Genomic DNA, 13814 nt, shown 5'->3' with positions numbered 1-13814 from the left:
CGACCGAAGGACAACCGATGGCACCCACCAGCGCGATCTTCACCGACGCGATCACGCTCAAGGAGAGCGAGGCCGAGGTGTTCGACGTCGCGTTCACCGCGACGACGCAGCCCTGCCCGTGGCCCAAGGCCTACGGTGGCGACATGGTCGCCCAGGCCGTCGCGGCGGCGGTCCGGACCGTTCCGTCGGCCGGCCCGGAGGCCAAGTCGCTGCACTCGATGCACTCCTACTTCATGCGGCCCGTCGACATCGGCGCCGAGGTCCGCTACGAGGTCGAGATCCTGCGCGACGGGCGCGGCTACAGCACCCGTCAGGTGCGCGCCTTCCAGAACGGCAAGGTCGTCTACGTGTGCATGGCGAGCTTCGCCGCGGGCGAGGCGGGCGGCTCGTTCCAGCCCGAGACCCCCGCCGGCCTCCCGGCCCCGGAGGACCTGGCGACCTCGGCGGCGTACCTCGCCGAGCGCACCGGCGGCACCATGACCGAGACGTCGAAGGCCTACTGGTCGGGCGGGCGCAGCTTCGACATGCGGCACACCCCCGGTCCGGTCTACCTGAGCATCGATGGCGAGCGGACGCCGCACCAGGCCGTCTGGGTGAAGCCGTACGACGCGCTGCGCCCCGTCGAGGGACTGACCGACGAGCAGCGCGACGTCGCCGCGCTCGCCTACGTCTGCGACTACACGATCCTCGAGCCGGTGCTGCGCGTCCTCGGGCTGGCGTGGGCCGACGAGGGCCTGGTGACCGCGAGCCTCGACCACGCCATGTGGTTCCACCGGCCCGTCCGGATGGACGACTGGCTGCTCTACGTCCAGGAGGCGGTGTCGGTGGAGTCCGGCCGCGGCTCGGCGCTCGGCCGCTTCTTCACCCCCGACGGCATCCTCGTCGCGACCGTCGTCCAGGAGGGCATGATCCGCGCTGCCGGGGCATCGTCGTGACCGCCACAGGCGCCCTGAGCCGCTCGGGCCTCGAGGACACCTTCGCGCGCGACCACCTCCCGCCCGCGGAGCTGTGGCCGACGCTGGAGTTCACCACGCCGCTGCTGCAGTACCCCGAGCGGCTCAACGCCGCCGTCGAGCTCATCGACGCAGCGGTCGCGGCCCACGGTCCCGACCGGCCCGCCCTGCGCACGCCCGACGGCACGGTGTGGACCTACGGCGAGCTGCTCGCGCGCGCCAACCAGGTCGCCCACGTCCTGGTCGAGGACCTCGGCATGGTCAGCGGCAACCGGGTGCTGCTGCGCTCCCCCAACAACCCGTGGACCGTCGCGGCCTGGCTGGGCGTGCTCAAGGCCGGCGGCATCGTCGTGACCACCATGGCCGCGCTGCGGGCGACCGAGCTGACGCCGATCGTGGAGCGCACCCGGCCGGCCGTGGCCCTGGTCGACCACCGCCTCGTCGCCGACGTGCACGAGGTCCGCGACCGGGTCGCGCCCGGCCTGGTCGTGGTCGCCTACGGCGGTGACGCCGACGACGACCTGTCCCGGCGGGCGGCCGGCAAGCCGACCACGTTCACGGCGGTGGACACCGCTGCCGACGACGTCGCACTACTCGGTCCCACCTCGGGCACCACCGGTCTGCCGAAGCTCACGACCCACTTCCACCGCGACATCTTGTCGATCGACAACACCTTCGGCCGCAGCACACTGCGGCTGGAGCCGACCGACCTGGTCGCCTGCACCGCGCCGCTCGCGTTCACGTTCGGGCTCGGCATGCTCGTCGTGTTCACGCTCCGGGCAGGTGCCTGCGCGCTGCTCACCGAGTCGGCGACGCCCGTCCAGCTCGCCGGCCTGATCGACGAGCACGGCGTCACCGTCCTCGCGACCGCGCCGACCGCCTACAAGCAGATCCTCAAGTCCGGCAGCATCGGCCAGCTCAAGGGCCTGCGCGTCGCGGTCACCGCCGGCGAGCACATGCCGCAGGCGACCTGGGACGAGCTGCGCCGCGAGCTGGGCCTGGCGGTCATCGACGGCATCGGGGCCACCGAGCTGCTGCACGTCTTCATCTCGGCGGCGGGCGACGACGTCCGTCCGGGAGCGACCGGCAAGCCCGTCCCGGGCTACCGCGCCACCATCTTGGACGCCGACGGCAACGAGGTCGCCGCGGGCGTCGAGGGCCGGCTGGCCGTCATCGGCCCCGTCGGCTGCCGCTATCTCGACGACGAGCGGCAGCGCAGCTACGTCGTCAACGGCTGGAACGTCACCGGCGACACCTTCGTCCGCGACGAGGACGGCTACTTCTGGTACCGCTCCCGCACCGACGACATGATCGTCTCCTCCGGCTACAACATCGGCGGCCCCGAGGTCGAGGAGGCGCTCGGCACCCACCCGGACGTCGTCGAGGCCGGCGTGGTCGGCGTACCCGACCCGGACCGCGGTGCGCTCGTGTGCGCCTTCGTCGTGCTGCGCGAGGGCGTCACCGGCGACGCCACGAAGGTCAGCGAGCTCCAGCAGCACGTCAAGGACCGCCTGGCCCCCTACAAGTACCCGCGGGCGGTGCGCTTCATCGACGCCCTGCCGCGCAACACCAGTGGAAAGCTGCAGCACTTCAGGCTGCGACAGCTCAGCGAATCGGAGACCCGAGCATGAAGATCGCAATCGTTGGCGGCGGGCCCGGTGGGCTCTACTTCGCCACTCTGATGAAGACCCTCGACCCCACCCACGAGATCACCGTCTGGGAGCGCAACGCGCCGGAGGACACCTTCGGCTTCGGCGTCGTGTTCTCCGACGAGACCCTCGGCAGCATCGAGGGCGCCGACCAGGTCATCCACGATCGGATGGAGACCCGCTTCGCGCGGTGGACCGACATCGACGTGGAGTTCAACGGCACCGCCTTCACCGTCGGCGGCCAGGGCTTCGCGGCGATGTCGCGCAAGGAGCTGCTGCAGATCATGCAGGAGCGGGTGGCCGAGCTCGGCGTGACCGTGCACTACCGCACCGAGGCGCCCGACCCCGACCAGCTGCGCTCCGAGCACGACCTCGTGCTCGCCGCCGACGGCCTCAACTCGGCCGTCCGCACGAAGTACGCCGACGTCTTCGGCCCGAGCCTGGACCGCCGCAACAACAAGTACATCTGGTTCGGCACCGACCTCGTCTTCGAGGCGTTCCAGTTCTTCGTGAAGCAGACCGAGTTCGGCACCATGCAGATCCACGGCTACCCCTACTCCGACCAGGGCTCGACCTTCATCGTGGAGATGCACGACGACGTGTGGCGCCGCGCCGGGCTCGACCGGACCGAGCACGAGATCTTCCCGCCCGGCGTCTCCGACGAGTACGCCGTCGAACGGATCGCCGAGATCTTCGCCGACGAGCTGCAGGGGCACCAGATCCTCACCAACAACTCGAAGTGGCTCAACTTCCACACCGTCCGCAACGAACGGTGGCACCACGACAACGTCGTCCTGCTCGGCGACGCCGCCCACACCGCCCACTTCTCGATCGGCTCGGGGACCAAGCTCGCGATGGAGGACGCCCTCGCGCTGGCCGCCTGCCTGCACGAGCACCCGAGCGTCGAGGCCGCACTGGCGGCCTACCAGACAGAGCGCAAGCCGGTCGTGGAGTCGACCCAGCGCGCGGCCCAGGCCTCGCTCGAGTGGTTCGAGAACATCGGCATGTACGCCGACCAGGACCCGGCGCAGTTCGTCTTCAACCTGCTGACCCGATCGCGCCGGATCACCTTCGAGAACCTCAAGGACCGCGACGCGGTCTTCGCCGACCTCATGGAGAACGAGTTCGCCCGCAGCCAGGGCGGCACCGAGACCGCGCCCGCGATGTTCCAGCCGGTCCGCATCGGCGAGCTCGAGCTGAAGAACCGCGTCATGCTCTCGCCGATGGACCAGTACGTCGCCGTCGACGGCGTCCCCACGGACTTCCACCTCGTACACCTGGGCAGCAAGGCGCTCGGCGGCGCCGGCCTGATCATGACCGAGATGACCTGCGTGTCCCCCGAGGGCCGGATCACGCCCGGCTGCCCCGGCATCTGGACCGACGAGCAGGCCGCGGCCTGGCGCCGGGTCACCGACTTCGTGCACGCCAACAGCACCGCGAAGATCGGGACCCAGCTCGGCCACTCGGGCCGCAAGGGCTCGACGAAGCTCATGTGGGACGGCATGGACGAGCCGCTCGAGGACGGCAACTGGGAGATCGTCGGACCCTCCGCCCTGCCCTACGGCCCCGGCTGCCACGTCCCACGCGAGGCGACCCGGGACGACCTGGACCAGGTGGTCGCCGACTTCGTGGCCGCCGCACGCCGGGCGGTCGACGCCGGCTTCGACCTCGTCGAGGTGCACGCCGCCCACGGCTACCTCCTCTCCTCCTTCCTCTCCCCCGTCGCCAACCACCGCAGCGACGAGTACGGCGGCTCGCTGGAGAACCGGCTGCGCTTCCCGATCGAGGTGTTCGAGGCGGTCCGCGCCGCGGTTCCGACAGCGATCCCCGTGACCGTGCGCATCTCGGCCACCGACTGGATCCCGGACGGCAACACCGACGACGACGCGGTCGAGATCGCCCGCGCGTTCATCGCCGCCGGAGCGGCCGCGATCGACGTGTCGTCCGGGCAGGTCGGCAAGGAGGAGCGACCCGCGTTCGGCCGGTCCTACCAGACCCCCTTCGCCGACAAGATCCGTCACCTGGTGGCGGAGCCCGCCGGGGTCAAGGTGATCGCGGTCGGTGCCATCTCGTCGTACGACGACGTCAACTCGATCCTGCTGGCCGGCCGTGCCGACATCTGCGCGCTCGGCCGGACCCACCTCTACGACCCGAGCTGGACGCTGCACGCGGCGGCCGAGCAGGAGTACGCCGGCCCGGCGGCCGACTGGCCGGTGCCGTGGGCCGCCGGGCGGCGCCGGCCTCCGACATCGCGCACCGACAAGGTCCCGCCGCGACTGCAGCTGCTCCGGGAGGGCGAGACCGACGCCGTGCACCTGCGCTGGACGCCGGACAGCTCGGCGGTGACCGCCTGACATCGACCACGATGGCCTCCATGGACGACTCATCACTGGCCTGCGGCCACTTCCGCACGCGTGTCGAGTGGATCGACACCGACGCGTCCGGGATCTACCACAACAGCACGGTGACGCGGTTCGTCGAGGCCGCCGAGGCCACGCTCATGCGCGAGCGCGGCCTCGGCGGGTACTTCGCCAGCGCGCCACGGGTCCGCTTCGAGGCGGACTTCCTGGCTCCCCTGTTCTTCGGGCAGGAGGCGACCGCGACGGTGTCGCTCGCCGCGATCGGGAGCTCGTCGATGACCTGGGAGTTCGAGGTCTGGGGCGAGGAGTTCGAGGGCCGGCCGCGCACGCGGGCGGCGCGCGGCCGCTACGTCACCGTGCACATGGGCACCGGCCAGGTGGCCGCGACCGCCGACGACGGCTCCCGCAGGAGCCTGCCCTGGCCCGCCGAGTGGGTCGCGGCGCTCACCACGGATCTCCGTGCCTGAGGGCAGAATGCCGTCCGTGAGCAGCAAGGCACCGCAGTCCCGCACCACCGTCGTGACGTTCCTCGGCGCAGTGGTGCGCCCGCTGGGTGGGTGGATGCCGATCGCGGGAGCCGTCGACCTGCTCGCCGAGGTCGGAATCGACGCGCCCGGCGTCCGCACGGCCGTCTTCCGGCTGAAGAAGAACGGCTGGCTCGACTCGGTCTCCCAGGACGGCGTGCGCGGCTACTCCCTGACCAGCGAGGCCGACGCGACGCTCGCCGCCGGCGACGAGGTGATCTGGCACGCCCGTCGTCCCGCGGACCTCGCCGACGGCTGGTGCATCGTGCACTTCGGCGTGCCGGAGTCGAAGCGGGCCCAGCGCCACCAGCTGAGGGCCCACCTGGCCCACCTCGGGTTCGGCAACGCCGGCACCGCGCTGTGGATCGCCCCGGCCCGCATGCGCGACGCCGCCGAGCGGGCCGTCGCCGAGCTGGACCTCGCCGAGCACGCGGCGATCTTCGTCGGCGGCTACCACGGGCCGCAGGACCTCACCGACCTGCTCTACGGCTCGTGGGACCTCGACGCGATCGACCAGGGCTATCGCGACTTCGTCGGCGCCTACGGGCCGCGGGTCGACGAGCTCCGCGGGCTGCGGGGAGCCGCGGCGTTCGCGGCGTACCTCACCCTCGTCGACACCTGGCGCAAGCTGCCCTTCCGCGACCCCGGCCTGCCCAGTGAGGTGCTCGACCCGAAATGGTCGGCCCCCGAGGCGACCCGGCTCTTCGAGCAGCTCGTCGCCGCGCTGGAGAAGCCGGCGCTCAAGCACGCGAAGACGCACTGGCCCCAGCCCTGAACCAGGGCTGGGGCCGGTGCGGGCTCGCGACGGGTCAGAGGGCCTCGGGCCGCAGGCCCTTCTTGACCAGGCGCGGCATGACCTCCTCGGCGAAGTACTCGAGCTCGCCGACGTAGTCCACGAAGGCCATGGTGATGCCACCGAACCCGGCCTTCGCGAAGCGCTCGATCTCGTCGGCGACGTCGTCGGGCGAGCCGATCAGCGGGCAGGTGCCGTGGCCGGCGGCGAAGCGGCCACGGAAGTTCTCGAGGAGCTCCTTCGAGAACGACTGCGCGTGCAGGCCCTGCAGACGCATGAGGTTGTCGACGGCGTCCCAGTCGGCGTTCTCGACCGCGTAGTAGTGGAGGTACTCCTCGGCCTCCTTGCGGGTCGGGCGGCACACGACGTGCGTCGGCGTGAGGACACCGGCCTTGCGCCCGAGGGCCGCGGAGTTGGCCTGCAGCTCGGTCACGACGCCCGCCCCGTCCTCGGGACCGCCGACGATCGTGAAGACGAAGTCGGCGTTGCGGGCGGCGTACGCCTTGCCCTGCGCGGACGAGCCGGCGTTGAGGATGGGGAGCCGGCCCGCCGCGGGCTTGGGCAGCGACTCGATGCCCTCGAGGTTCCAGAAGCGGCCCTTGATGTCGTACCGGCCGTCCCTGCTCCACAGCGTGTTCATCACGTCGATCCACTCCTGCGCCAGCTGGTAGCGCGAGTCGTGGTCCTGCGGCAGGTCGGCGCCCATCGCGACGTACTCCGGCTGGTTCCATCCCGCGACGACGTTGACGCCGACGCGGCCCGGCGCCATCTGGTCGATCGTCGCGAGCTGCTTGGCGACGACGGCCGGGTGGTTGAACGCGGTGTGGACCGTCGCGAAGACGTTGAGCCGCTCGGTGTGGGCCAGGATCGCGGTGGCCCACGGGATCGGCTCGAGCACGCCCTCGTGGAAGTTGGTGTCGCCGCCGTAGCCGATCCAGCGCGCGATCGGGAGCATGAAGTCGATCCCGGTCTCGTCGGCGACCCGGGCGAGCCGCAGGTTGTCCTCCCACGACGCCGACCACCGCTCGGGGATCGTGGTCACGGCGAGGCCGCCGGAGCAGTTGGACGAGAACAGGCCGAGGCGGAAGTGGTCGTTGTCGAGGATCGGGATGCTCATGGTTTCTCCTGGGGTGGGTGGACGGGTCAGCGCTGGAGGGTCATGGGTACGGCGTCGGCGGCCGCCGTCATCGCGACGACCTCGCCGATGAGGTAGGTGTGGTCACCCACCGCGAACCGGTGCGCGACGCGGCACTCGAGTCGCAGCGGGACGTCGACCGGGAGGACCGGCATGCCGTCGAGCCCCGGCGTCCAGTCCAGGCCGGCGAACCGGTCGGACGCCGAGGTCGCGAAGCGGGTGACGAGGTCCGTCTGGTCGGCAGCGGCCACGTGGACGACGTAGCCGTCGGCGGCCAGCCACTCGTCGAGCTGGCTCGAGCGGTGGTCGATGCACCAGCCGACCAGCGCCGGCTCCAGCGAGGTGGCGTGGAAGCTGTTGACGGTCTTGCCCACCGGTCCCTCGGCACCGAGGGCGGTGACGACGGCGACGCCCGTGGGCCACCGGGCGAGCTGGCCCCGCAGCGCGGAGGGTGTCACGTCCACTGTGGCCGGTGTCACACAAGTCATGCCAGAATCGTGGGTCCGGGCACCGGGGCCCCGCTATCCACTGACGGCGGCGACTGTCCATTCAGCGCAGACATGTCAGATCTCGCACGTTCGTTGCTAGAATGCATCATTCGACGGCGCAGGAGGAGCCATGGCCCGGGTCTCAACCCCTCTCGGCTCGCACGGCGTGCTGCGCACGACCAACGTCGACGACGCCCGGGCCTCCGTCGCCGCGTCGCTCGCACCGCACGTGCTCACTCCGCTGCGCGAGGTCGAGGGCTTCCGGGCACTCCACAACGCCGTGGAGCTGCAGCGGCTGAGCTTCCACTACATCGACTACGGCACCGAGGTGGAGGTGCGGGCCGACCGGCTCGACTTCCACCTCATCCAGATCCCGCTCGGCGGCCTGAGCCACATCGTCACCGGCGCGGGCACGGTCACCGCCAGTCCGCGCCGGGCCGCCATCACCGGCCCCGACGAACCGGTGCGGATGCGCTACTCGGCCGGCAACCCGCGTCTGATGGTCCGGATCACGCCGGACCTGTTGCGCGAGCGGCTGGACGTCGCCGCGGCGGGCGGCCTCGTCGTCCCCCAGCAGTCCGGTGCCGGCTTCGACCTCACGCGTGGCGCCGGCCGGAGCTGGCGCGGGCTGGTGGACATGGTGATGACCGACCTGGAGCGCGAGGACGGCCTGTCCGCCTCTCCCCTGACCGCCGCCGCGCTGCAGGTGGCGGTCGTCGACGGCCTGATCGTCTCGCTCGCTGCCGCCCCCGACGACGCCGCCGAGCGGGCGACGCCCGACCGGATCGTCCGGCAGGCGGCCCGACTCATCGAGGAGCACTGCGCCGAGCCGCTCGGCACGCTCGACATCGCCGAGGCGGTCGGCGTCTCGATCCGCGCCCTCCAGGCGGGCTTCAAGCTCCACCTCGACACCACGCCGATGGCCTACGTGCGCCAGGCACGGCTCGAACGGGTGCGTCAGGCCCTCTCCGACGGCACGGCGCAGTCGGTCACGGCCGCCGCCACCCGCTGGGGCATCACCCACCTCGGGCGACTCTCCGGCGACTACCGCGCGGCGTTCGGGGAGACGCCGAGCGAGACCCTGCAGCGCAACCGCTGACCGCGCCACGGGCGCTGCGAGCCGATGTCAGCGCTTTCCGGCTGACCTACGCGTTTTGCGGATAGATACGCGCCCCCCCAGCGCCTAGCGTCCTGCGACAACCGCGTGTGATCACGCTCACGCCCTCCGAAAGGTTGCCGCCATGACTGCCGTTGACGCCCTGCTCGCCGGCCTCGCCTCGGGCGAGGTCGAGATCGTCGACCTCACCGCCCCGCTCTCGCCCGACACCCCGATCCTCGAGCTCCCCGCGCCCTTCGCGAACACCATCCCGCTCTCGCTCGAAGTCGTCTCCGACTTCGACGACGCGGGCCCGGCCTGGGGCTGGAACAACATCCACACCGGCGAGCACACCGGCACCCATCTCGACGCTCCGGTGCACTGGGCGACCGGGCGGGAGGGCTACTCCGTCGACACCATCCCGCCGAGCCGCCTGGTCGGCCCGGCCGTCGTCCTCGACTTCACCTCCGAGGCGGCCGAGAACCCCGACTTCCTGCTCGAGCCCGAGCACCTGGAGAAGCACGTCGCCAACAACGGCCCGATCCCCGAGGGGGCGTGGTTGGTGTTCCGCACCGGCTGGAGCCGGTTCAACACCGACGCCGCCGCCTTCGCCAACGCCGACGAGACCGGGCCCCACACCCCGGGCGTCTCCCCCGCCGCCGCCGAGTGGCTCTCTCGATCGGCGATCACCGGCTTCGCCGTCGAGACCGTCGGCGTCGACGCCGGGCAGGCCGGCGGCATGGAGCCGCCGTTCCCGGTGCACCACTTCCTGCTCGGCGCCAACAAGTTCGGGCTCACCCAGCTGCAGAACCTCGACCGGCTGCCGGCGAGCGGCGCCGTCATCATCGCCTCGCCGTTGCCGATCGTCGGAGGCACCGGCTCGCCGGCCCGCGTCCTCGCGATCGTCCCCGCCTGACCATCCCGACCCGCAGGAAGGACCACCATGGCCGAGCGGTCGTTCGCCCACGAGGTGAAGAAGCTGCGCATGGGAGAGGGCAGCCGGTTCTCCGGCGAGGGCATCCTCGCGGTGACCAAGGCCCTCCTCCAGTCCGGCGTCGCCTACGTCGGCGGCTACCAGGGTGCGCCCATCTCCCACTTGATGGACGTGCTCGGGGACGCGCACGAGATCCTCGACGAGCTCGACGTCTACTTCGAGAACAGCGCCTCCGAGGCCACCGCCGCCGCGATGCTCGCCGCGTCGGTCAACTACCCCCTGCGCGGTGCGATCACCTTCAAGTCCACCGTCGGCACCAACGTCGCGTCCGACGCGCTGGCCAACCTGGCCAGCGGCGGCGTACGCGGGGGCGCGCTGATCATCGTCGGCGAGGACTACGGCGAGGGCTCCAGCATCATGCAGGAGCGCTCGCACGCCTTCGCCATGAAGTCCCAGATGTGGCTGCTCGACCCGCGGCCCAACATCGAGGCGATCGTCAACGCCGTCGAGGCCGGCTTCGAGCTCTCCGAGGCCAGCAACACCCCGGTGATGCTGCAGCTGCGGCTGCGCTCGTGCCACCTCTACGGCAGCTTCACGGCCAAGGACAACGTCCGTCCCCCCATGACCGTCAAGGACGCCGTCGAGAATCCCTCCCGGCAGCTCGACCGGATCGTGCTGCCCCCGGCGAGCTTCCTGCACGAGAAGGAGAAGCTCGAGGACCGTTGGCCGGCCGCCGTCGACTACATCCGCAGCCGCGGCCTCAACGAGGTCCTCGGCGAGGGCGGCCCGAACGACGACATCGGCATCATCGTGCAGGGCGGTGTCTACAACACGCTGAACCGAGCGATGGAGCTGCTCGGCTGCTCGGACACCTTCGGCAACACGCAGGTACCGACGTACGTCATGAACGTGACCTACCCGGTCGTCGACAGCGAGATCCTCGAGTTCTGCCAGGGCAAGCGGGCCGTGCTCCTGGTCGAGGAGGGCCAACCGGACTACATCGAGCAGAACCTCAACGCGATCCTGCGGCGCGCCGGGTCCTCGGTGGCACTGCACGGCAAGGACCTGCTGCCGGTCGGCGGGGAGTACACCGCCACCGCGGTCACCCGGGGGGTGCACGCGTTCCTGAGCCGGTACGCGCCGGGCGCCGCCCAGGGCAGCCCGTCCCTGCTCCTGCCCGAGTCCGACCCGAGCAGCCCGTTCGCCCCGCGGGTCGACAAGTCCGTGGTCCGCACGCGCCCGCCCGGCCTGTGCACCGGCTGCCCCGAGCGGCCGATCTTCTCCGCACTCAAGCTCGCGGAGAAGGAGACGGGGAAGAAGCACCACGTCAGCGCCGACATCGGCTGTCACCTCTTCGCCATCAACGAGCCGTTCAACCTCGGCGCCACCACGATGGGCTACGGCCTCGGGTCCGCCGGCGCGGCCGCGCTCAACTCGAAGGACGCCGACCGCCGCACGGTCGCCGTCATGGGCGACGGTGGCTTCTGGCACAACGGACTGACCAGCGGCGTCGGCAACGCGGTGTTCAACCAGAGCGACCAGTTGCTGCTGGTCGTCGACAACGCCTACAGTGCGGCGACCGGCGGCCAGGACGTCTTGTCGTCGAAGGCCGACAACGTGCTCCGCTCGACGAAGCACCCGATCGAGAAGGCCGTGCGTGGCGTCGGCGTCACCTGGGCACGCACGGTGAGCGACACCTACCAGATCGGCAAGCTGCGCGACCTCTTCGTCAAAGCGCTGACCACCCGGACCGCCGGGCCGAAGGTCGTGGTCGCGCAGAGCGAGTGCATGCTCAACAAGCAGCGCCGCGAGAAGCCGGTGCGCGCGAAGGCGATGAAGGAGGGCAAGCGGGTCGTCAAGGAGCGCTTCGGTGTCGATGCGGACACGTGCACGGGCGACCACGCGTGCATCCGGGTCTCCGGCTGCCCGTCGCTCAGCATCAAGGCGAACCCCGACCCGATGCGCACCGACCCGGTCGCGACGGTCCTCGACTCCTGCGTCGGCTGCGGCGTGTGCGGCGCCAATGCCCACGCCGCGTCGCTGTGCCCGTCCTTCTACCGCAGCGACCTGGTCCACAACCCGAACCGGCGCGACAGGGCGCTCGCCCTGCTGCGCAAGGGCTGGATCGGCCTCCTCTCCGCCGGAGTGGAGCGCCGGGCAGCCCGCTACGAAGTCCTCGAGGTGATCTGATGTCCAGCTGGAACGAGGGCCGCAGGCCCCTCACGATCGCGATCCTGGCCATGGGCGGTGAGGGCGGCGGCGTGCTCGCCGACTGGATCGTCGACGTCGGCGAGAGGTCGGGCTACCACGCCCAGACCACCTCCGTCGCCGGAGTCGCGCAGCGCACCGGGGCGACGGTCTACTACGTCGAGATGTTCCCGGGCGGGGAGCCGCACGAGGACGACGTACGGCGCGAGCCGGTGCTCTCCCTCTTCCCCACCCCCGGAGAGGTCGACGTCGTCATCGCCTCCGAGCTGATGGAGGCCGGGCGCTCGATCCAGCGCGGGTTCTGCACCCCTGACCGCACGACGCTGATCGCGTCCACCAACCGCGTCTACTCGATGGACGAGAAGCTCGCCCTCGGCGACGGCCGCGTCGACAGCAACGCCCTGCTCGAGGCCGCACACGCAGGGGCCCGGAGGTTCATCGGCGCGGACTTCATGCAGCTCGCGCTGGACGCGCACAGCGTCATCAGCGCCGCGCTGTTCGGCGCGCTGGCCGGCTCGGGCGCACTGCCCTTCGCCCGCGAGACCTTCGAGGACGCCATCCGCGCGGCGGGCAAGGGCGTGGACGCGTCGCTGGCCGCCTTCGCGCTCGGGGAGGAGGCCGCGCAGCGCCCGGCGCCGCAGCCGATCACCGCGGCTCCCGCGGGCAGCGGTCCGGTCGCGATCACGATCGGCAAGCGGCCGGTCGACCCCGCGGAGGAGGCGGCCGCCGCGGCCGAACGGCGCCGCGAGGAGGTCGCGGCGGCGGCCCCGGCCTCGCTCGTCGGGCCACGCCTGCAGGCCCAGGCGGAACGGATCGCCGCCCAGTTCCCGGCGCCGGCCCGGTCGATGCTCCTGCACGGCGCCGTCCGGACGGCGGTCTTCCAGAACACCGCCTACACGGACCGGTATCTCGACCGCGTCGCCCGGCTCGCCGACGTGGAGACCGGCGACGGCGCCCGCCTGACGACCGAGGGAGCACGCCACGTCGCCCTGTGGATGTGCTACCAGGACACCATCCAGGTCGCGCAGCAGAAGATCCGCCGCCGCCGGATCGAGGGCGTCCGCGCGGAGGCCAAGGCCGCTGCGGGGCAGCTGATGAACGTGCGGGAGTACCTCCACCCGCAGGTCGAGGAGATCGCCGACACGCTGCCGACCCGGCTCGGGCGGTGGGTCGCGCGCTCGAGGTGGTTCGGCACCGTCGTCGGCCGGCTGACCCGCAACGGGATGGTCGTCAACACGACCGGCATCATCGGCTTCACCCTGCTGTGGGCGATGGCCATGCTCCGTCCGATCCGTCCGCGCTCGCTGCGCTTCGCCCGCGAGCAGGCCGCGATCGAGGCCTGGCTCGACCGCGCCCTCGCGGTCGCGCCGATCGACTACGACCTGGCCTGCGAGATCGTCGAGTGCCAACGCGTGCTCAAGGGGTACGGCGAGACGCACCACCACAGCCTCGAGAGCTTCGACCGCCTGATGGCGGCCGCCGACGGCCTGGTCGGCCGGACCGACGCCGCGGCCACGCTCGTCCGGCTCCGCTCGGCGGCGCTGGCCGACGAGGACGGCACCGCTCTGGAGCAGGCTCTCCTCACAGTCACCGCCGAGCAGGAGCCGGTCGCGGCCATCTCGTGACGGTGCGGCGGCGGCGCCGTCACGGGGTCGTCCCGGCGCCGCCACCAGG

The 13814-nt window shown here is 71.5% G+C and carries 11 protein-coding genes; 9 read left to right on the top strand and 2 right to left on the bottom strand.

The genetic code is table 11. The annotated features are described in order from the left end of the window. The first annotated feature begins 17 nt into the window (after nucleotides 1–17). From FBY23_RS08250 to FBY23_RS08230, 5 genes are read left to right on the top strand one after another with little or no spacing between them, the layout of a single operon-like run. Nucleotides 18–935 carry an acyl-CoA thioesterase II gene (locus tag FBY23_RS08250; RefSeq protein WP_141797707.1) on the top strand — a complete coding sequence of 306 codons (918 nt, stop codon included), beginning with the start codon at nucleotides 18–20 and terminating at the stop codon, nucleotides 933–935. Next, nucleotides 932–2584 carry an AMP-binding protein gene (locus tag FBY23_RS08245; protein ID WP_174245192.1) on the top strand — a complete coding sequence of 551 codons (1653 nt, stop codon included), beginning with the start codon at nucleotides 932–934 and terminating at the stop codon, nucleotides 2582–2584. Before FBY23_RS08250 ends, FBY23_RS08245 begins: the two co-directional genes overlap by 4 nt. Then, nucleotides 2581–4956 carry a bifunctional salicylyl-CoA 5-hydroxylase/oxidoreductase gene (locus FBY23_RS08240; RefSeq protein WP_141797706.1) on the top strand — a complete coding sequence of 792 codons (2376 nt, stop codon included), beginning with the start codon at nucleotides 2581–2583 and terminating at the stop codon, nucleotides 4954–4956. Before FBY23_RS08245 ends, FBY23_RS08240 begins: the two co-directional genes overlap by 4 nt. 20 nt (nucleotides 4957–4976) lie before the next feature. Beyond that, nucleotides 4977–5429 (top strand): thioesterase family protein, encoded by a 453-nt coding sequence (locus FBY23_RS08235; protein WP_174245191.1) that lies wholly within the window; start codon nucleotides 4977–4979, stop codon nucleotides 5427–5429. 16 nt (nucleotides 5430–5445) lie between these two features. Next, nucleotides 5446–6261, top strand: a complete 816-nt coding sequence (locus tag FBY23_RS08230) for a PaaX family transcriptional regulator C-terminal domain-containing protein (protein WP_260805821.1) — start codon at nucleotides 5446–5448, stop codon at nucleotides 6259–6261. Nucleotides 6262–6295: 34 nt separating this feature from the next. Here the strand turns inward: FBY23_RS08230 and FBY23_RS08225 are convergent, their stop codons facing one another. Together FBY23_RS08225 and FBY23_RS08220 are read right to left on the bottom strand one after the other, a co-directional pair. Continuing rightward, a complete protein-coding gene (locus FBY23_RS08225) occupies nucleotides 6296–7396 on the bottom strand; it encodes an LLM class flavin-dependent oxidoreductase (RefSeq protein ID WP_141797704.1) in 1101 nt (366 codons plus the stop codon). A 26-nt stretch (nucleotides 7397–7422) separates the two neighbouring features. Next, a complete protein-coding gene (locus tag FBY23_RS08220; protein ID WP_160158191.1) occupies nucleotides 7423–7878 on the bottom strand; it encodes a flavin reductase family protein in 456 nt (151 codons plus the stop codon). A 154-nt stretch (nucleotides 7879–8032) separates the two neighbouring features. Here FBY23_RS08220 and FBY23_RS08215 point away from each other — a divergent pair, with 154 nt between their 5' ends. The 4 genes from FBY23_RS08215 (at nucleotide 8033) to FBY23_RS08200 (ending at nucleotide 13765) form a co-directional block, all read left to right on the top strand. After that, nucleotides 8033–9001 (top strand): AraC family transcriptional regulator, encoded by a 969-nt coding sequence (locus FBY23_RS08215; RefSeq protein ID WP_141797702.1) that lies wholly within the window; start codon nucleotides 8033–8035, stop codon nucleotides 8999–9001. 142 nt (nucleotides 9002–9143) lie between these two features. Then, complete coding sequence (locus tag FBY23_RS08210; protein ID WP_141797701.1) at nucleotides 9144–9914, top strand: cyclase family protein; 771 nt, start codon at nucleotides 9144–9146, stop codon at nucleotides 9912–9914. 27 nt (nucleotides 9915–9941) lie between these two features. Then, complete coding sequence (locus tag FBY23_RS08205) at nucleotides 9942–12122, top strand: indolepyruvate ferredoxin oxidoreductase subunit alpha (RefSeq protein ID WP_141797700.1); 2181 nt, start codon at nucleotides 9942–9944, stop codon at nucleotides 12120–12122. Further along, nucleotides 12122–13765 carry an indolepyruvate oxidoreductase subunit beta family protein gene (locus tag FBY23_RS08200; protein WP_141797699.1) on the top strand — a complete coding sequence of 548 codons (1644 nt, stop codon included), beginning with the start codon at nucleotides 12122–12124 and terminating at the stop codon, nucleotides 13763–13765. Before FBY23_RS08205 ends, FBY23_RS08200 begins: the two co-directional genes overlap by 1 nt. The last annotated feature ends 49 nt before the right edge of the window (nucleotides 13766–13814 follow it).

This window comes from Nocardioides sp. SLBN-35 (assembly GCF_006715725.1).
Taxonomy (GTDB): Bacteria; Actinomycetota; Actinomycetes; order Propionibacteriales; family Nocardioidaceae; genus Nocardioides.
This window is presented reverse-complemented; position numbering and strand designations above follow the sequence as displayed.